Annotated in this window: 18 protein-coding genes; all 18 read left to right on the top strand. The window is 31.3% G+C overall.

What is annotated here, in order from left to right; translation table 11 throughout:
* The first annotated feature begins 61 nt into the window (after positions 1-61).
* The 18 genes from AC0N0V_RS22250 to uvrA all read left to right on the top strand — a co-directional run bounded on the left by AC0N0V_RS22250 (position 62) and on the right by uvrA (position 20071).
* Positions 62-913, top strand: a complete 852-nt coding sequence (locus AC0N0V_RS22250) for a YihY/virulence factor BrkB family protein (RefSeq protein WP_474461088.1) — start codon at positions 62-64, stop codon at positions 911-913.
* A gap of 290 nt (positions 914-1203) precedes the next feature.
* Positions 1204-1788, top strand: a complete 585-nt coding sequence (locus tag AC0N0V_RS22245) for a hypothetical protein (protein ID WP_474461087.1) — start codon at positions 1204-1206, stop codon at positions 1786-1788.
* Positions 1789-1983: 195 nt separating this feature from the next.
* Positions 1984-2331, top strand: coding sequence for a DUF6514 family protein (locus tag AC0N0V_RS22240; RefSeq protein WP_474461086.1), 348 nt, complete (start codon positions 1984-1986; stop codon positions 2329-2331).
* 125 nt (positions 2332-2456) lie between these two features.
* On the top strand, positions 2457-2873 hold the full coding sequence (gene acpS / locus AC0N0V_RS22235) for a holo-ACP synthase (protein ID WP_474461085.1): 417 nt from the start codon (positions 2457-2459) through the stop codon (positions 2871-2873).
* The gene (locus tag AC0N0V_RS22230) at positions 2833-4332 is read left to right on the top strand and encodes an NAD(P)H-hydrate dehydratase (RefSeq protein WP_474461084.1); all 1500 of its coding nucleotides are present in this window, start codon (positions 2833-2835) and stop codon (positions 4330-4332) included. Before acpS ends, AC0N0V_RS22230 begins: the two co-directional genes overlap by 41 nt.
* A gap of 108 nt (positions 4333-4440) precedes the next feature.
* A complete protein-coding gene (locus AC0N0V_RS22225; protein WP_474461083.1) occupies positions 4441-5055 on the top strand; it encodes a germination lipoprotein GerS-related protein in 615 nt (204 codons plus the stop codon).
* Between the two features lie 167 nt (positions 5056-5222).
* Complete coding sequence (gene alr / locus AC0N0V_RS22220; RefSeq protein ID WP_474461082.1) at positions 5223-6383, top strand: alanine racemase; 1161 nt, start codon at positions 5223-5225, stop codon at positions 6381-6383.
* A 498-nt stretch (positions 6384-6881) separates the two neighbouring features.
* Positions 6882-7202, top strand: coding sequence for a CopG family ribbon-helix-helix protein (locus tag AC0N0V_RS22215; protein ID WP_474461081.1), 321 nt, complete (start codon positions 6882-6884; stop codon positions 7200-7202).
* Positions 7162-7512: a type II toxin-antitoxin system PemK/MazF family toxin gene (locus AC0N0V_RS22210; protein WP_474461079.1), complete on the top strand. Its 351-nt coding sequence runs from the start codon at positions 7162-7164 to the stop codon at positions 7510-7512. The genes AC0N0V_RS22215 and AC0N0V_RS22210 overlap by 41 nt, the downstream gene beginning before the upstream one ends.
* Before the next feature lie 113 nt (positions 7513-7625).
* Entirely contained in the window at positions 7626-8450 is an 825-nt protein-coding gene (locus AC0N0V_RS22205) for a transketolase (protein WP_474461077.1), read from the top strand.
* Positions 8450-9391, top strand: coding sequence for a transketolase family protein (locus tag AC0N0V_RS22200; RefSeq protein ID WP_474461076.1), 942 nt, complete (start codon positions 8450-8452; stop codon positions 9389-9391). The genes AC0N0V_RS22205 and AC0N0V_RS22200 overlap by 1 nt, the downstream gene beginning before the upstream one ends.
* 226 nt (positions 9392-9617) lie before the next feature.
* A complete protein-coding gene (locus AC0N0V_RS22195; protein WP_474461075.1) occupies positions 9618-10472 on the top strand; it encodes a YitT family protein in 855 nt (284 codons plus the stop codon).
* Positions 10473-10718: 246 nt separating this feature from the next.
* Entirely contained in the window at positions 10719-11405 is a 687-nt protein-coding gene (gene ftsE, locus AC0N0V_RS22190; RefSeq protein WP_474461074.1) for a cell division ATP-binding protein FtsE, read from the top strand.
* Positions 11395-12285 carry a permease-like cell division protein FtsX gene (gene ftsX / locus AC0N0V_RS22185; RefSeq protein WP_474461073.1) on the top strand — a complete coding sequence of 297 codons (891 nt, stop codon included), beginning with the start codon at positions 11395-11397 and terminating at the stop codon, positions 12283-12285. Before ftsE ends, ftsX begins: the two co-directional genes overlap by 11 nt.
* Before the next feature lie 190 nt (positions 12286-12475).
* Complete coding sequence (locus tag AC0N0V_RS22180; RefSeq protein ID WP_474461072.1) at positions 12476-13645, top strand: S41 family peptidase; 1170 nt, start codon at positions 12476-12478, stop codon at positions 13643-13645.
* A 196-nt stretch (positions 13646-13841) separates the two neighbouring features.
* On the top strand, positions 13842-15134 hold the full coding sequence (locus AC0N0V_RS22175; protein ID WP_474461071.1) for a PDZ domain-containing protein: 1293 nt from the start codon (positions 13842-13844) through the stop codon (positions 15132-15134).
* A 2-nt stretch (positions 15135-15136) separates the two neighbouring features.
* Entirely contained in the window at positions 15137-17119 is a 1983-nt protein-coding gene (gene uvrB, locus AC0N0V_RS22170) for an excinuclease ABC subunit UvrB (RefSeq protein WP_474461070.1), read from the top strand.
* A 129-nt stretch (positions 17120-17248) separates the two neighbouring features.
* Positions 17249-20071 (top strand): excinuclease ABC subunit UvrA, encoded by a 2823-nt coding sequence (gene uvrA / locus AC0N0V_RS22165; protein WP_474461069.1) that lies wholly within the window; start codon positions 17249-17251, stop codon positions 20069-20071.
* Positions 20072-20084: the final 13 nt, after the last annotated feature.

Below are 20084 nucleotides of genomic sequence, written 5' to 3'. Positions count from 1 at the left end.
ATAATAATTATTATCAAGAAAGGACATAATTAGCTTAATAAAAGAAAAAGGAGAATTATAGGTGCAAAAAGTGCAAATTGTTAAGGATATTAAGAATTTAGCGTTCAGGTTTAACGATGATGATGTTTTAGCATTATCTTCGCAGTTGGCGTATAGCTTAGTTTTTTCGTTTTTTCCATTCCTAATATTTCTCATGACTTTGATAGGATATAGCCCTATAAGTAGTAGTGAGGTGTTAGCTGGGCTAAATAGAATTCTTCCAGAAAACGTATTGCAGTTGATACACAGCGTTATTGTCGAGGTAGTTGATGGTAAAAATGGGCACCTGCTATCTATAAGTTTATTTGTAACTGTATGGAGTGCATCTGGTGGGTTTAATGCAGTTATTAAAGGGATTAATAAGGCATATGATGAATCAGAAGATAGATCAATTATAAAAGTTCAAACTATATCAATTTTATGCACCTTTGGCGTAACTTTTATAATAATATTAACAATAATATTTCTAGTGTTTGGTCAAATTCTAGGAAAATATTTGGCGATAAAATTAGGTTTTTCATTTATATTTCAGCGCACTTGGAATATAACAAGATATATTGTTATGCTCTTGTCTATGATATTTATCTTTGCAGCCTTATATCATTACACTCCGAGTAGAAGGCTAACTTGGAAGGAGGTAATACCAGGAGCTATTTTTTCTACCATAGGATTAGTGGTAGTGTCAATAGGATTTGCATTTTATGTAAATAATTTTGGAAACTACTCAAAGGTATACGGAAGTATAGGAGCTGTAATTATTCTTTTATCATGGTTATTTTTGTTATCAATCATAATAATTATGGGTGGAGAAATAAATGCAACACTAGCCTTTGATAGAGAAGGAAAACAAAAACCTAAAGGGAAGAAATTCTGAAATAAATTACCTTTTACGTCTAGGGCATAAGAGGTAATTTATTTAATTAAACTGTATCAATTTATTTTATATTGAACTATTTATTTAGTTTTCTTACATTTTTAAAAGTTTTATTTCTTAGTATATTTCTACAATATATGAGCAAAAATATAGGATATGTGTTTATCAGTCCAGTTTATTAGTAGAACTTAGATTAATGAGTAAATTAGCAGCAGATGTATAACCAATAAGTAAATCTATATACTTAAAAAGATATTCTAGAAGGTGATATTTTGAGAGGTAAAGACTATATGAAAAAGGTTTATAAGCACTTTTCAGACTTTATATATGAATGTTCTAGTCGAGAATTGGAATATTTAATATTGGATTCTAAGTTCACAACCTCATTCAATCAAAGAGTGAAAGAAAAGATTGACGAAATTAAAAGAGAAGGTAAAAAGAGTATAGACTTAGCAATAATATTTAATACAGAAGGGGAAATAGCCTTAATAGATAGCTACATTATAGGTAACTACATTGGGAATAGTTATACAAAGCATATGGAGGAATACTATAAAGAAAGTTCATTAAATAAAATAGTAAAATATGTCGTAAATGGAAATGATAAGTCTAAAATGGACTTTTTAATACTTTCTTATAATGTATTATATAGTGGATTAAATAGTGTATATTCCGACACAAAGTGTAAAAAAGAAGTATTAAATAACTATGTCAAGCTATATGAATTAAAACACTGTGAGCATGATGATTGCTCTATAGTTATAGCAAGTATTATGATGCTGGAGGATATTTGTAAATATATAGCAGTAAACGATGGCATATTAAAGGATACTATTAGATATGTAACTGCAAAAAGAAATAGTCAAGAAGCTTAGAAATTCGACAAACATACATTGTTAATAAGTTAGATAATGGAATTTAAGTAATATACATGCTGCTGGATGTGGTATTACAGGCTTTTTGGTGTCATATAAGAGAGATAAGTTGTAATTGCTTTAAACACGAAATGACATATTTCTTTGATTTAATATGTTAAGATATCTTTGAAGTTGATTATGGGGGGAAAAAAGATGGTAGTAGAAAATTTAGTTAGAACTGAAAGTGTAGAAAAAATCAAGTATAACTATTTCTACAGACTACTTAAGGGGGTTATTTCTATTTCATGTGAAACAGATACCATAGAGGTGCAGTCATATGGAATTGAAATTGAACGACAAGACATACTAGAGGGGAATTTAGTAAATATAGAAAGAGATTCTGTAGAACATATAAGCCCAGACAGGCATAAGGTACATAATTTACTGAAATTATTGTATGATAATACAGTGTCTCCAATACACCTGATTGATGTGCTTGGAGATTATATTGATGAGTATATAATTGATTTTGAAAAAGAAACAAAATGTATAGCATACTAAGAGTACTAATAAGAGATAAACTTTATAAAAAAGAGGAAACATCCTCTTTTTTTCTTTTAAATAATAAGTTTGACTTTTAAAAGTAAAAGTTTTACTTTATTATAATAAGTATGGGGGTGATACTTTTGATTTCAGGAGTTGGGGTAGATATAGTTGAAATTCGAAGGATAAAAGAAGGGATGGATAAACATCAAGGGTTTATGGATAAGTTGTTTAGTAAAAATGAAATTGAATATCTTAAAAGTAGAAATTTAAGACCAGAATTTGTGGCTGGAAGGTTTGCTGCAAAGGAAGCAGTTTCTAAAGCATTGGGAACTGGGTTCAGTGGCTTCGAATTTAAAGATATAGAAATAGATAGAACTGCTGCAGGCAAACCTATAGTAGTATTGAAGGGTAAGGCGAAAATGATTGCACAGAAGTATGGAAATTATAAAATTCATTTAAGTATATCTCATGGGGTGGATAACGCCATAGCTTATGCAGTGATGGAGGTTGATAAATTTGAAGATAGCAACTTCACAAGTAATGAAGAATATAGATAATTTTTGTGTAAATGAATTGAAAATACCTAGCATTATTTTAATGGAGAATGCATCCTTAAAAGTCATTAAAAATTTAGAACTAGATACTTGTAATTCATTTTGTATAGTTTGCACAAAAGGGAATAATGGAGGAGATGGATTTGCGGTAGCAAGGCATTTGCATCTATTAAATAAGAAAGTAGAAGTATTCTTAGTTGGCAGTAAGAACGGCATGAGTGAAGAATGTAGGGTGAATTATGAGATATTAAAAAAAATAGGTATTAATATAAATAAAGTAAATAATATAGAGGATATTAATGATTTAAGGGATTCTGTTGATAGAAGCCAAGTGACCATAGATGCAATTTTTGGAACAGGTATCACTAGGAAGGTTGAGGGAATTTATGAATCTGTAATTTCTATAATCAATGAGAACAGTAAACATATTGTGTCAATTGATATTCCTTCTGGATTAGATGCAAATACGGGAAAGATTCTAGGAAACTGCATTAAAGCTAATAAAACTGTTTCTTTTCAATTATATAAAAGGGGATTTTTAAACTACGGAACAGATGAGTTCACTGGAGAAATAATTATAGAAGAAATAGGTATTCCGGAGATTGCAGTAAATAGATTTCATGAAAATGAATTTATTATGGATAAGAATATGATAAAAAATAATATTATAGTAAGGGATAAATATTCTTATAAAGGAAATTATGGTCGAGTGCTAATAATAGCAGGATCAAAAGGGTACACTGGAGCTGCTTATATATGTGCACAAAGTGCAGTAAGAAGTGGAGCCGGCCTCGTGACTTTATGCTGTAGTAGAGAAACTCAGGAGATTTTGAGTTCAAAGCTAACAGAAGCAATGACTGTTTCGTTAGATGAAAGAGATAATTTGGAAGATTTAATAGAGAAGAGTGATGTTATTGCTATAGGACCTGGGATGGGAGATAATGAAACTACATTTGAATTAGTTAAACAGGTTATAACTAGTTCAGCTAAGGTAGTAGTTATGGATGCTGATGCCCTAAATGTATTAAAAGATAAAATGGAAATTTTAAGGAGCAAAAAATCGGAAATCGTTATAACGCCACATTTAGGAGAAATGTCGAGATTAACAGGGAGTTCTATAGACTACATAAAAGAAAACAGACTTGAAGTTGCGAAAAAGTTTGCAAAGGATAATAATATCATTGTCTTATTAAAGGGCTATAATACAATAGTCACTGATGGAGATACAACTGTAATAAATCCTACAGGAAATAGTGCAATGGCTTCAGGAGGCATGGGAGATTGTCTTACTGGAATACTAGCATCTCTTATAGGCCAAGGTTATAAAGCGATGACCGCTGCATATATATCTGCATTTATACACGGATACTGTGGAGAAAAGCTTTCCAATGAAATGTTTTGTGTTAATGCTAGTCATGTATTAGAAAGTCTTCCATATATGATAAAAGAACTCACAAATTAACTTTAAGCCCTATAAATTTATAAAAGTATAAGAATATAAATAGACATAAGAGAATAGTATTAATAGTAAGACCGGCACTTTAAAAAGTGTGATACCAGGAGGAGTAACATGAAAAAGGGACTATTAACATTACTATCTATTATGTCTTTTATTTCTTTAGTATTTTTTGTAGGGTGTACTAAAAATGTTAGAGATACAGAAAAAGCTATTAACTACTTAAAGAACTTAGATACATATAGCTGTGACATATCTATGAAGATACAAAATGATAAACAAACAATAAATTATAGTGGTAAACAATTTTATGATAAGAGATATGGGTATAGATTTGAATTAGAAAATAATAGAGTGTTGATCTATAAAGAAAATGGTATATCTATAAAGGATTTGCAAAATGGTTTAAGTTATAGTACGGATAAGGAGTTTGATAGTTTATTTAAGTTAAGTTTTATTGGCGAGTATATTGGATTAATTTATACAAATGAAACAATGGGTAATTCATTTAAAAGTATAAATAATGAAGAATATCAGATTATACATTTGGACATTCCTGGGAATAACAAAAATATAAGTAGTTCAGATTTATATATAAATTTAAAGGATAACTTACCAAGATACTTAAAAATTTATGATTCAAAAGGTAGAGAAAAAATTAATATAGATTATACAAATTTTAAATCAAATCCAGAGCTACAAAAAGAATTATTTGATACAAATACTTAAGGTATAATAAGGTCGGCAGGAGCTTTTGGTAAGCTCCTGCCATTTTATTTTGGGAATTATTTTATAAATTCTCAATATTTTTAATTATATTATTGTTGAAAATATTGTATAATTGATATTGGGGATAAATCACGAAACATTTTAGTTTATTTTAAGGGGGTTATATTATGTTCAAAGATTTTAGGCCCGTATGGTCTGAAATTGATTTAGACAATATTGCATATAATATGCAACAAATTAGAACATTAACTAAGAGTAAAGAAGTAATGGCAGTAGTAAAGGCTGATGCGTATGGTCATGGAGCTATTGATATTGCACCTGTACTTTTGGAAAATGGGGCGACAAGATTGGCAGTAGCCGTACTGAGTGAGGCAATTGAGTTAAGGGAGAATGGAATAGAATGTCCAATAATGATTTTAGGACTCACTCCTGAAACTCTAACAAGCGATGTGATTAATTATAACGTTGAACCAACAGTATCTTGTTATGAATACGCATGTAGTTTATCAGAAGCAGCAAAGATTAAAAATAAGATTATTAAAATCCATATCGCTACGGATACAGGTATGGGAAGAATAGGTTTCTTACCTAATGAAGAAAGTATTGCAGAAATATATAAGATTAGTAAGTTGCCTAACTTAGAGATAGAAGGACTATTTTCACACTTCTGTACAGCCGATGAAGCTGATAAAGAATATTCAAACATTCAATTTGAAAAATATAATTGGTTCTATGAAGAGTTAAGAAAAAAGGATATTAAAATAAATATGAGAGATATAGCTAACAGTGCAGCTATAATGGATTTACCCTATACTCACTATGATGTGACTAGGCCAGGTATAATATTGTATGGATATTACCCTTCCAATGAAGTTGAAAAAAGTGTTTTGAATATAAAACCAGCAATGACATGGAAGGCTAACATAATGCATATAAAGACGCTAGAAAAGGATGAGTATATAGGATATGGTAGAAAGTTCAAGACTGAAAGAAAGAGCATAATTGCTACATTACCAGTCGGATATGCTGATGGTTATACTAGAATGATGTCAGGTAATGCAAAGGTTATAGTTAGAGGTAAGTTTGCACCTGTGGTAGGTAATATATGTATGGATCAATGTATGATTGATATTACTGATATTAAGGATGTAGAAGTTGGAGATGAGGTAATATTAATGGGAACAGATGGGAGCTTAAAGCATGATGCAGATAACATGGCAGCTATGCTTGGGACGATTAACTATGAAATTATTTGTATGGTAAGTAAAAGAGTACCAAGAGTTTATTTAAAAAATGGTAAAGTAGTTAAGGTTAGAAACTACATATAAGAGTAGTTAAGAGTTAAGTAGATTTTTGTATTTAAAACATGCAAATTGAAATATATAACAGCATTCTGCTAGAAAAAATATCTAATAACGCTTTTCTGTAGAATAGAGATAATAACAATAATTCTTAACCTCAAATAATAAATTTGATGTATATAAAATTAATACTTTGTACAACATACTAATATGTTGCAGAAAATAGGGAAAATATATAAAATTTAAAAAGATGATTACTAAATAGATTATATGTGGTAGAATATATATAGTGTTATTATAATTAAATCATAACTATTAATTATTTAGCGAAGTACATATTTAATTTAAATTATACGAATATACATAAATAGTAGCATACATGTAAAAACAAGGAATTATGTGTAAAAATTACAAGTAGAAAAGTGGTGAAATTACGGATAATTTCTTTGACATGGTAGTAATTTTATGACTATAATGGTGTGTACATAACTTTCGCTTAAGTTAATAGGAGGTATTAATTTGTATATGTCAAATTCAAAGAGATTAGTAGTAAACCTCTCAGAAACACTATATAATGAATTTAACAAAGCACTTCAAGAAGATTGCAAAAAAAGAAGTGAATTTATTCGAGAAGCTATCATATTATATATTAAAGAGAAAAAAAGGTTAAATATTATAGAGCAAATGGAAAAAGGGTATAAAGAAATGGCGCAGCTTAATCTTGAGTTTGCAGAAATGGGCTTTGCAAGTGACATGAAAGAATTTAAAGAATATGAAGCGAAGCTTTCGGAGAGTGATTTGCCAGATGACAACAGTAGTGAAAAGAGGAGATATATTCTATGCTGATTTAAGCCCCGTGGTGGGTTCGGAACAGGGCGGAATTAGGCCGGTTATTATCATTCAAAATGATATCGGCAATAAATACAGTCCTACCGTAATTGTAGCAGCTATTACCTCTCAGATAAATAAAGCGAAACTACCAACTCACGTAGAAATTTCATCAGAAGCTTATGGGCTCAATAAAGATTCAGTAGTTTTGCTTGAGCAGATAAGAACTTTAGATAAAAGAAGATTGAAGGAAAAAATAGGTCATATGACAGATTCAGATATGAGAAAAGTTGATGATGCACTTTTAATAAGTGTTGGATTGCAGTAAGTTTTTATAAGGGTTTTTTTAAACCCTTATTTTTTTATTATATATAAAAAGAGGTTTTTGTGATAAAATATATGAGAAATGTTTAATGGTAAGCTTATTAGGAGGTTGAAATTGTGAAAAAAAATGTAGAAGAACTAAAACAAGTAGCAAATGTCATCAGAAAAGACATTGTAAAAATGTTAACAGAATCAGGATCTGGACACCCAGGTGGTTCTTTATCTGCTGTAGAAATTTTAACTACACTTTATTTTAGTGAAATGAACATAGACCCAGAAAAGGCTAGAGATTTAAATAGAGATAGATTTGTTCTCTCAAAAGGTCATGCAGCACCAGTATTATATAGTGCGCTTGCCAGAAGAGGTTATTTTGATGTTGAAGAATTAAAAACACTTAGAAAGATTGGTTCTATTCTTCAGGGGCATCCTAACATGAATGAAGTTCCAGGAGTAGATATGTCCACTGGTTCGCTAGGCCAAGGAATATCTACAGCAGTTGGAATGGCACTAGCTGGTAAGTTAGATAAGAAAGATTATAGAGTTTATGCTCTACTTGGAGATGGAGAATTAGAGGAAGGTCAAGTTTGGGAAGCAGCTATGTCAGCCGCTCACTATAAACTAGACAATCTAACTGCATTTGTAGACTACAATGGGCTTCAAATAGATGGACCATGTGAAGAGGTAATGTCAGTGGGTCCTATTGCTGATAAGTTCAAAGCTTTTGGATGGAATGTTACAGAGGTTGATGGACATAGTTTTGAGGAACTAATTAATGCTATTGAAGAAGCGAAAAAAGTTAAAGAAAAACCAACTATGATAGTTTGTAAGACTATAAAGGGAAAAGGTGTATCCTTCATGGAAAATGAAGTTGGTTGGCATGGAAATGCGCCAAGCAAAGAACAATGTGAAAAAGCGATAGATGAACTTGGAGGTGAAGAATAATGTCTAATAAGATAGCAACAAGAGAAGCTTACGGAAAGGCATTAGCAAAGTTAGGTGAAGAAAATGAAAAAATAGTAGTTTTTGATGCTGATTTATCTAAGTCAACTAAAACTGCTGATTTCAAAAAAGTTTGTCCTGAAAGATTTATAAACATGGGAATAGCGGAATCAAATATGATGTCAGTTGCTGCAGGTATGTCAACTTGTGATAAGATACCATTTGTAAGTACCTTTGCTATGTTTGCTACAGGAAGAGCTTTTGAGCAAATAAGAAATTCTATATGCTATCCAAAATTAAATGTAAAAATATGTGCTACTCATGCAGGTATCACAGTAGGTGAGGATGGAGCATCACATCAATCTATTGAAGACATATCCTTAATGAGAAGTATACCAAATATGACTGTAATAAGCCCAAGCGATGCAGTGGAAACGGAAGCTGTAATCAGAGCAATTGCAGAATATAAAGGACCTTGCTATGTAAGACTTGGAAGATCAGGAGTGCCTGTGATAAACGAAGGTTCGGACTACAAGTTTGAAATAGGTAAAGGAATAACTCTAAGAGAAGGAAAAGATGCAACAATAATAGCTACTGGAATAATGGTAGATGCAGCTCTTGAAGCATATAATACTCTTTCTGAAGAAGGAATAAAAGTTAGAGTTATAAATATACATACAATAAAACCTATAGATAAGGATATAATTGTGACTGCAGCTAGAGAAACTGGTGTTGTTATAACTGCAGAAGAACATAATATAATTGGTGGACTTGGTTCTGCCGTATGTGAGGTATTAAGTGAAAATCTACCTACACCTGTAATAAGAGTAGGTATAAAAGATACTTTTGGAGAAAGTGGAAAACCCGCAGAGTTGTTAAAAGCCTACGGATTAACTGCTGATGACGTAGTAAAAGCAGTTAAAAAAGGTCTAACTTTAAAATAAGTTCTATAAATCAAATGCGATAATAAGACGGTATATATAGTTATACCGTCTTATTATTTTTATAATATAAAACAAAAAAGTTGGGAATAATTATTTGTAGTTGAACTAATAAAATATCATATTTGGATTTGTATAAGGGTTTTAACAACTAATGGTTACAAGGATAAGCATTTTATCTTTATTAGTTAAGGAGAAAATATATTATAAAGTAGGAGTTATAAGACTTATGAAAAGTTTAAAGGAATATGGTTTAATTACAATAGGAGTTTTGTTGGTTGCTTTAAGTTTAGAGTTGTTTTTAGCACCAAACAAGATAGCAGCAGGTGGAGTTACTGGTATGGCAATTATAATTAATAATTTTTTGCCAAGGGTTAGCATAGGTCTACTTACACTAATTATGAATACAATATTGCTGATAATTGGCTTCATTTTTATAGGAAATAAGTTTGGAGCAAAAACCATATATTCAAGTTTAAGTTTATCAGCAATTCTTTGGCTTATGGATAAAATAATGGCCCCTGATGTTGTGGTAACTAAGGACCTATTGCTTGCAGCTATATTTGGAACACTAATGAGCGGAGTAGGATTGGGTATTGTATTTAACCAAAATGCGTCAACGGGAGGAACAGATATTTTAGCTAAAATACTTAATAGAGTTTGGCATATGGATATAGGGAAATCACTTCTCATAGTAGATTTTATCGTAACACTTTTAGCAGCGATTTCATTTGGTATTGAAGCAGGTTTATATGCGCTTTTGTGTGTTATTATGAATGGCGTTGTAATAGATAGGGTTATAGAAGGCCTTAATAGTTCTAAACAAATAATGGTAATAAGTTCTCAAAACGAATTAATAGGTAAGTATATAATTGAACAGTTAGATAGAGGATGCACTATACTTCATGGTAGAGGTGGATTTTCAAAACAGGATACTCATATTCTTTTTACAGTACTTGGAAGAAAGGAATTTATAAGATTAAAGAATTACATAAAAGAAACCGACACCAAAGCCTTTATTTCAATAAGTGATGCTCGTGAAGTATTGGGAGAAGGATTTAAAGATATTATTAGTGAGGCGTAAATTTGTCGATTATTATCTTATAATGGATAAATTATATAACCGTGAAAAATGTGTATGTAATAATTATGAGATATATGCATACTATTCAAGGTATGTAAGATTAAGGTCAAAGATAATCTTACATACCTTCTTTTGTTAATAATAAATTAATAGAATTAATTTTCAATTTCGTGTCTTATTATGTTATAATAGATATAGTAATGTAAAAAAATTGGATTCTTGTGTATTTATTAAGGAGAGATTTAGATGATTGAATTTAATAATGTAACTAAGGTTTATAATAATAATATATTCGCACTATCAAATATAAATGTAAGAATGGAAAAAGGAGAATTTGTATTTTTGGTTGGACCAAGTGGTGCTGGAAAATCTACTTTTATTAAAATGCTTCTAAAAGAAGTACAGCCTACTAGTGGAAATATAATAGTGAATGAAATAGATGTAACTAATCTCAAAAGAAAGGAAATACCCTTCTATAGAAGAAAGATAGGGGTGGTTTTTCAAGACTTTAGGTTGATTCCTACTCTAAATGTATATGAAAATGTAGCTTTTGCTATGAGAGTAGTGGAAGCACCATTAAAAGAAATAAGAAAAAAAGTTCCTGTAGTACTTTCCTTAGTTGGGTTAGCTAATAAGTATAAAGCATTTCCACATGAGTTATCAGGAGGAGAGCAACAAAGGGTATCTCTTGCGAGAGCCATTGTAAACAATCCATCTATTTTAATAGCAGATGAACCTACAGGTAATTTAGATCCTGAAACTGCTATGGATATAATGGAAACACTAAATGATATTAGTCGAGCAGGTACTACAATAGTTATGGCGACGCATGCTAAAGATATAGTGGACGTAATGAAAAAAAGGGTTATAGCTATTGAAAAGGGTATTATAGTAAGAGATGAGCAGAGGGGGGCTTACGGATATGAGGATTAGTTCAGTTAAGTTTTTTATAGTTGACTCGCTTAAAAATTTGAAGAGAAATAAAACTACAAGTACTGCATCAGCAGCTACAGTTGCGGCAACACTTTTTATTTTTGGTATATTTTTACTAAGTATATTGAACGTTAAGCAAGGGATATTGGAAGTTGAATCCAGAGTTGAAGCAAAAGTATTCTTAAAGGATAATATAACTATGGTTCAACAAAGAGAACTAGAGAAAAAGATAAAAGGAATTGATGGAGTAGTAGATGTAGAGTATGAAAGTAAGGCTCAAGCTATGGATAAATTTAAAAACCAACTTGGAGATCAAAATAAGGGCTTAGTGGAAGGTTTGGAGAAAGATAACCCTATGCCAAATTCATATATAGTTAAAGTTAACAGCCCAGAGATAGTTTCTAGCGTAGTAAGTAACATAAAAGATATGGAAGGCATAGAAAGTATAAAAGACGGAAGAGAAGTTATAGACAAGCTAATGGCTATAACAAGAACGATAAAATGGGTAGGTAGTGTTATATTTATAGTTCTAATAGGTGTTTCTTTATTTTTGATTGGCAATACGATAAAGATAACTGTGTATTCTAGAAGAAGAGAAATAGGAATAATGAAGTATATAGGAGCTACAGACTGGTTTATAAGATGGCCATTTATAATTGAAGGAATAATTATTGGAGTTATAGGTAGTGTTATCGCAGATGTGTTACTATATTATATATATAGAATAGCCTACGTTAAAGCTTCTTCCGGATTAATCATTATGCAATTGATAGCTCCTGAATATATAATAACTAATGTTTTAGGACTATTTGTACTTGCAGGTATTGTAATAGGTGCAATGGGAAGTATTTTATCTATAAGAAAGTTCTTAGCAGTTTAGTAGAGTAATTTAATAACATATGAATTGTAGATTAAGCATGCAGCTAAAAGTTGCATGCTTAATTTGTCCAATAACTAACTTTATAAAATTTTTAAATAGTTTTACAAATTTATTTTTTTTAATGTTATAATTATTTAAGATTTAAATAAATACTATAACATTAGAAGGTAAAAGCAAAGAGGTGGATAAATTGAACAATAAAAAAAAGTGGATGTCATCCACGTTAGCAGTAGTACTTATCACTAACAGTATTACATTATTTGGAACCAGAGCATATATAAATAGAATACAGAATGCTGAGGTATCTAAATTTGGAAAATTGTTTGAAGTGAAAAATGAATTATATAAATACTATGATGGAACTATCAATGAACAGGACTTAGTAGAAGGTGCTATTAAGGGAATGACTTCGGCACTAAATGATCCTTACACAGTATTTATGAATAAAAAAGAATACGAGGACTTTAACACTCAAACGGAAGGCAATTATAGTGGAGTTGGGCTTCAAGTTCAAACTAAAGATGATAACATTGTAGTAGTTGATGTTTTTGAAGAGTCACCATCAAAAAAAGCTGGTATACTTCCTAAAGATGTAATAGAGAAAGTAAATGGAACAGAGGTTACAGGGAAGGAACTTGAAAAAGCAGTATCCTTAATGAAAGGTAAAGAAGGAACAGAAGTAACAATAACCCTTTTTAGAGAAAATAAAGGTAACTTTGATGTTAAGCTTAAAAGATCAAAGATAAACCTAGTTACAGTTAAAGGTGAAATGTTAGATAATAAGGTGGGATACATACAGGTTTCCATGTTTGATGAAAGTACTGCTAATAATTTCACAAACAAATTGACGGAACTTCAGGATAAAGGAATGAAATCACTAATAGTCGATCTAAGAGGTAATCCAGGAGGGTTGCTTGATGAGTGTGTAGATATGGTTTCAAATTTTGTTGAGAAGGATAAGGTTATAGTTTCTACTATAGATAAGTACAAAAATAAAAAAGAATATAAGTCAAAAGGCGGAGTAGCTATAGGGTTGCCTCTTACTGTACTTACGAATGAAGGAACTGCAAGTGCTTCTGAGATATTCTCTGGTGCCATCAGAGATTACAAAATAGGTACTTTGGTTGGTAAAAAGACTTTTGGTAAAGGAGTTGTTCAAACAATATTAGATACACGGGACGGCACTGCATTGAAAGTCACCGTTTCAAAGTACTATACTCCGAATGGAGAAAATATACACCATACAGGTATTAAACCAGATATTGAAGTGGAATATCCTGATAGTTTAAGGGCAAAGCCATATGATAGAAATACAGATCCTCAGTTTAGTAAGGCTCTAGAAATAGCTAAGAGTAAATAAAGGGGATTATAAGACTTGGATTTGAGCGTCAGGTGTGGTATGTTTACGCCTGACGCAAGTTTCACTTTAACTAATAGCTATCATACAGTAATATTTATATATAAGTGGTTTTAAGCTTTTTAACTAGTTTAACTGAGCTGTAGAAGTTGGCACGTTGGTGGCAAGTTTCACTGTATAGAGAGGGGAATTTATTTTAATGGGCATTTTAATATATACTTTAAAATCTGTAGCCTACGCATTAACAGAGCCTTACTTGGTTACATTTTTAGTTATTTTATCTTTTATACTTTATAGAAGAAATAAAAAAACAACTGTAATGCAGAAGATGATACTTGGGGAGAGAATAAATTCTCCCTTTGAACTCACAATATCTCAAATTGTAATAGGTATATTTGCGGGCACCATTGCAAGTATTATGATGTCATACTTAGGAGTTGTATTTGATGAGAGTTCGTCTGTAGATTTAATATTTTTAGTATCTATAGTTTTTATGTTCTTTAATCCAAGATTTATATGTTTTGCTTATTCAGGTGCAGCACTTGCCTTTATAAGTTTAGTTTTAAGCTTTATTGGAGGGATACTTAATATTCCTAATTTGGATGTTTTAAAGATAGATATAGTATCACTAATGACTATGGTTGCTATATTACATTTCATTGAAGGTATTCTCATAATAATTGATGGAGAAACTGGATATATTCCTGTTTTTACAAGTAGAGAAGATAGGGTAATAGGTGGATTTGCCTTACAGAGACATTGGGCACTTCCTATAGCTGTATTCTTCATGATTCATAATACAGCTAATATATCTTCAGCTTGGCAGGTACCACTACCTGAGTGGTGGCCTTTCGTTAGAAACTCAATACCAGTCGATATCTTAAGAACAGCTGTTGTTGCGTTAATACCTTTTTATGGAATGATAGGATACAACAGTGTGACTTTTACTAAAAGTAGAAAAGAAAAAACATTAACATCAGGTTTATTTGTAATAGTGTATAGTGTAGTTTTATTTGCATTTGCACAGTTTGCTGCTTATAATTCAATTTTAAGATTTTTACTAGTAATATTTGCACCAGCTGCACATGAGGCAATCATAATTTTTCAACGATATTTAGAATTAAAAGGAGAACCAAAATATATAAGTAATGAAGATGGAATAATGGTACTTGATGTAGCACCTAATTCACCAGCTAATGAAATGGGAATTAAGAGTGGAGATGTATTGGTAGAAGTAAATAATAAAAAGATAGAGAGTGAAGATAGGATAACCGAATCCATAAAGGAGTGTTCAAATTTTATTTGGTTTAAAGTTAAAAAAGTTACAGGTAAATTTGAACAGGTAAGTTACAACAAGCTTAACGGCAATAAAAGGCTTGGAATAGTATTTGTGCCAAGAGGAGTACCGAGAGATAGTATGGTTGTTAGACTTGATGAGACAAAGTTTAGTGAAGTGTTAGATAAAATAAAAAAGAAAGATAAGGATGAGTGAAAATGGAAGTTTTCAAAATACATTCTAAGTTTAAACCAACGGGAGACCAACCTGGAGCTATAAAGAGTATAGCAAAGGGAATATTAAAAGGAGAGAGGTTTCAGACGCTTCTTGGAGTAACCGGCTCTGGTAAAACATTTACTATGGCAAATATTATACAAGAAGTTCAAAAGCCTACTCTTATACTAGCGCATAATAAAACATTAGCAGCTCAACTTTGCTCTGAGTTTAGAGAGTTTTTTCCAGAGAATTGTGTTGAGTATTTTGTATCGTACTATGATTATTATCAACCAGAAGCATACGTTCCCCAGACAGATACTTTTATAGAAAAGGATGCTTCGATAAATGATGAAATTGATAAATTAAGGCACTCTGCTACGTCTGCTCTGCTTGAGAGAAGGGATGTAATTGTTGTAGCTTCAGTATCTTGTATCTATGGACTTGGTAATCCAGAGGAATATAAGAATCTTACTTTATCCCTAAGACAAGGTATGGTTAAGGATAGAGATGAAGTGTTAAAAAAGCTTGTGGAGATACAATATGAGAGAAATGAACTTAACTTTGTTAGAGGAACCTTTAGGGTTAAAGGAGATGTTTTAGATATATTCCCAGCTTCTTCGACTAGTAAGGCTATAAGAATAGAGTTTTTTGGAGATGAAATAGACAGGATAAGAGAGTTCGATTCCTTGACTGGAGAAATAATAGGTGGAAGAAACCATGTCTCTATATTCCCTGCATCTCACTTTGCTACCTCGAGAGAAAGATTGGAAGTAGCTATAAATAAGATTGAAATGGAATTGGAAGAAAGACTCAAGGAACTAACATCTCAGGATAGACTTCTAGAAGCTCAAAGATTGAAACAAAGGACTAACTTTGATATAGAAATGATGAGAGAGGTTGGATATTGCAGTGGTATTGAAAACTACTCTAGGATTCTAGATGGTAGAGCAAAAGGAACGTCTCCTCAGACTTTAATAGATTATTTTCCAGATGATTACTTACTATTTATAGATGAAAGTCATGTTACTCTCCCACAAGTTAAGGCTATGTATGCAGGAGATAGGTCGAGAAAGGAATCGTTAGTTGATTATGGTTTTAGATTACCATCTGCTTTTGATAATAGACCTTTACAATTCCCAGAGTTTGAAAACAAGTTGAATCAGGTACTGTTTGTTAGTGCTACACCCGCTGATTATGAATTATCTCATTCGAGCAATGTAGCGGAACAAATAATAAGACCAACAGGATTATTGGATCCGGAGATTGTAGTTAAGCCCATAAAAGGCCAAATAGATGATTTATATGCTAGTATAAAGGAAACAATAAGTAAAGGTTATAGAATTCTTGTGACAACCCTTACAAAAAAAATGTCAGAGGATTTAACAGATTATTTAAAGGAAATGGGAATCAAAACTAATTACCTTCATTCAGGAATAGATACAATAGAGAGAATGAAAATAATAAGAGACTTAAGAAAAGGTGTATTTGATGTCTTAGTAGGTATAAACCTTTTAAGAGAGGGACTTGACATTCCAGAGGTTGCTTTAGTTGCGATACTTGACGCAGATAAAGAGGGATTCTTGAGGTCAGAAAGATCACTTATACAGACTATAGGAAGAGCAGCAAGAAACTCAGAAAGTAAAGTAATAATGTATGCGGATAGAATTACTAATTCGATGAATAAAGCTATAACTGAAACAAATAGAAGAAGAAAAATTCAAATTGAATATAATGAAAAACATGGTATTACGCCAACTACGGTAAGAAAAGAAATTAGAGAAGTAATCGAGGCTACAAAGGTTTCTGAAAAAAGTGCTAAATATGGCAGTTTAGAAGAAGCGATTGAAGCAAATAATGAAAATATAGATGCTCTTATTGAAAAGTATGAGACAGAAATGAAACAGGCAGCTAAGGATTTACAATTTGAACAAGCAGCACATTTAAGAGACATCATATTTAAGCTTAAGAAACAAAAGAAGAGTTAGAAAAATAAGTTGTTTTCAATAAATGATTGTAAAATAAATTTATTTATTATAAAATTACTTATTGATAACACTTATTTTTTAATTATTATTACTTAATTGTAATAAAACTAAGGAGTGAAAGTAAAACTAATGAGAGATAGCATAATAATAAAGGGTGCTAAGGTTCATAATTTAAAAAATGTTGATTTAAAAATACCTAGAGATAAATTAGTTGTGTTTACTGGACTTTCTGGTTCTGGAAAATCATCTTTAGCTTTTGACACATTATATGCTGAAGGACAAAGACGTTATGTTGAATCATTATCTGCATATGCAAGACAATTTTTAGGGCAGATGAATAAACCAGATGTAGAATATATAGAAGGATTATCGCCAGCTATTTCAATAGATCAAAAAACTACAAATAGAAATCCACGCTCTACTGTTGGAACGGTTACTGAAATATATGATTACTTAAGGCTTTTGTATGCAAGAATAGGTATACCTCATTGTCCTAAGTGTGGAAAAGAAATAACTCAACAAACAGTAGATCAAATGGTGGATAAGATTATGGATATGCCGGAGAGAACTAAAATACAAATACTTGCACCTGTAATAAGAGGTAGAAAAGGTGAACATGTAAAGGTATTAGAAAATATAAGAAAGAATGGATATGTAAGAGCAAGAATTGATGGTGAAACAGTAGACTTACAGGAAGAAGAAGTTAAGCTTGAAAAAACTAAAAAGCATAATATTGAAGCTGTAATAGACAGATTAGTAGTGAAGGAAGAAATTAGGAGTAGATTAGCAGATTCCCTAGAAACTGCGCTTAAGTTATCAGAAGGTTTAGTTATAATAGATGTAATTGGAGAAAAGGATATACTATTCAGTGAAAAGTTTGCCTGTGCTGATTGCGGAATAAGTATAGGAGAAATCGCTCCAAGAATGTTCTCTTTTAATGCACCTTATGGAAAATGTGATCATTGTGATGGTCTAGGTACGTTAATGGAAATAGACGAGGATTTAGTAATACCTGATAGAAGTAAAAGTATATTAGATGGAGCTATATTACCTTGGGGAAGTGGAAGTTTAAAGGAGGATTCTTGGACTTTTAGTATTCTAAAAGCTCTTTCTAAGAAATACAAATTTAATTTAGATACACCTATAGAAAAGTTACAACCAGAGGTTGTAGATATACTGTTATATGGTTTAAGAGGAGACAAAATAAAGGTTAACTATACTAAAGAAAACAGTGCTATGGAATTTAATCATGCTTTTGAAGGTGTAATTAATAACTTGAAAAGAAGGTACATGGAAACAAATTCTGATTATATAAAAAATGAAGTTGAAAACTATATGAGCAACAATCCTTGTCCAAAGTGTAAGGGAGCAAGGTTAAAACCTGAGGTTCTCGCTATAACGGTTGGTGAAAAAAATATATTTGAGTTTTGTAGAATGTCTATTAAAGAGGAACTTAAATTTTTAGATGATCTTCACCTATCAGAAAAAAATAAAATAATTAGTGAACAAATATTAAAAGAACTAAAAAGTAGATTGAATTTTTTAATTGATGTAGGACTTGATTATTTAAATTTAGGAAGAAATGCGGGAACTCTTTCAGGCGGAGAAGCTCAAAGAATTAGGTTAGCTACACAAATTGGATCTAGTTTGGTTGGTGTATTGTACATTCTTGATGAACCAAGCATAGGTCTACATCAAAGAGATAACGATAGGCTTATTAATACTCTAAAGCATTTAAGAGATTTAGGAAATACCCTGGTTGTGGTAGAACATGATGAAGATACGATGAAAGAGGCAGATTTTATTGTTGATATAGGGCCAGGCGCAGGAGAACATGGTGGTGAAATAGTTGCTGTAGGACCTATTGAGGATATACTTAAATGTGAAAAATCTATAACTGGCCAATATTTAAGTGGAAGAAAAAAAATTGAGGTTCCATCAACTAGAAGACAAGGTAATGGTAAAGTTATAGAAGTAAAGGGTGCTAAAGAAAATAATCTTAAAAACGTAAATGTAAGTTTTAATCTAGGGGCTTTAACTTGTGTTACCGGAGTATCAGGTTCGGGAAAAAGTACTCTTGTAAATGAAATATTATTTAAAGGACTAAATAAAAGATTAAATAATTCAAAGGAGAATCCAGGTGTCCACAAAGATATTACTGGAGTAGAAAATATAGATAAAATTATAAACATTGATCAAAGTCCAATTGGAAGAACTCCACGATCAAATCCAGCAACTTATACAGGAGTATTTGATATTATAAGAGAGGTTTTCGCGAGCACTTCTGAATCAAAGATGAGAGGGTATAAACCAGGGAGATTTAGCTTTAATGTCAAAGGTGGAAGATGTGAAGCTTGTAGTGGGGATGGAATAATAAAGATAGAAATGCAGTTTTTATCTGATGTTTATGTGCCATGTGAAGTTTGTAAAGGAAAGAGATATAACAGAGAAACTCTCGAAGTAAAATACAAAGGTAAGAACATAGATGACCTTTTGAACATGACAGTAGAAGAAGCTTTAGTGTTCTTTGAAAATATACCTAGAATAAAAAATAAGATGCAGACGTTATTTGATGTAGGACTAGGATATGTTAGATTGGGCCAACCATCTACACAATTATCTGGAGGAGAAGCACAAAGAATTAAATTAGCTTACGAGTTATCTAAAAGAAGTACAGGAAAGACCTTATATATTCTAGATGAGCCTACAACTGGACTTCATATTGACGATGTAAATAGGCTTATCGATATACTTCAAAGAATTGTAGATACAGGGAATACGGTAGTAGTTATAGAGCATAATTTAGATGTGATAAAATGTTCAGATCAAATTATTGACTTAGGTCCTGAAGGGGGAGAAAAGGGAGGTACTATTTTATTTACAGGAACTCCAGAGGAAATAATCCAAAATAAGTATTCTTATACAGGACAATATTTAAAAAAGATGTTATAATTTATGTAGGACT

The sequence above is a fragment of the Clostridium sp. CS1-1 genome (genome assembly GCF_056135525.1).
This window is presented reverse-complemented; position numbering and strand designations above follow the sequence as displayed.

Coding starts and splice junctions, on each gene's coding strand:
- AC0N0V_RS22245 (WP_474461087.1), top strand. CDS start 1,204: ATGAAAAAGGTTTATAAGCACTTTTCAGACTTTATATATGAATGTTCT.
- AC0N0V_RS22240 (WP_474461086.1), top strand. CDS start 1,984: ATGGTAGTAGAAAATTTAGTTAGAACTGAAAGTGTAGAAAAAATCAAG.
- AC0N0V_RS22225 (WP_474461083.1), top strand. CDS start 4,441: ATGAAAAAGGGACTATTAACATTACTATCTATTATGTCTTTTATTTCT.
- alr (WP_474461082.1), top strand. CDS start 5,223: ATGTTCAAAGATTTTAGGCCCGTATGGTCTGAAATTGATTTAGACAAT.
- AC0N0V_RS22215 (WP_474461081.1), top strand. CDS start 6,882: ATGTCAAATTCAAAGAGATTAGTAGTAAACCTCTCAGAAACACTATAT.
- AC0N0V_RS22210 (WP_474461079.1), top strand. CDS start 7,162: ATGACAACAGTAGTGAAAAGAGGAGATATATTCTATGCTGATTTAAGC.
- AC0N0V_RS22200 (WP_474461076.1), top strand. CDS start 8,450: ATGTCTAATAAGATAGCAACAAGAGAAGCTTACGGAAAGGCATTAGCA.
- AC0N0V_RS22195 (WP_474461075.1), top strand. CDS start 9,618: ATGAAAAGTTTAAAGGAATATGGTTTAATTACAATAGGAGTTTTGTTG.
- ftsE (WP_474461074.1), top strand. CDS start 10,719: ATGATTGAATTTAATAATGTAACTAAGGTTTATAATAATAATATATTC.
- ftsX (WP_474461073.1), top strand. CDS start 11,395: ATGAGGATTAGTTCAGTTAAGTTTTTTATAGTTGACTCGCTTAAAAAT.
- AC0N0V_RS22175 (WP_474461071.1), top strand. CDS start 13,842: ATGGGCATTTTAATATATACTTTAAAATCTGTAGCCTACGCATTAACA.
- uvrB (WP_474461070.1), top strand. CDS start 15,137: ATGGAAGTTTTCAAAATACATTCTAAGTTTAAACCAACGGGAGACCAA.
- uvrA (WP_474461069.1), top strand. CDS start 17,249: ATGAGAGATAGCATAATAATAAAGGGTGCTAAGGTTCATAATTTAAAA.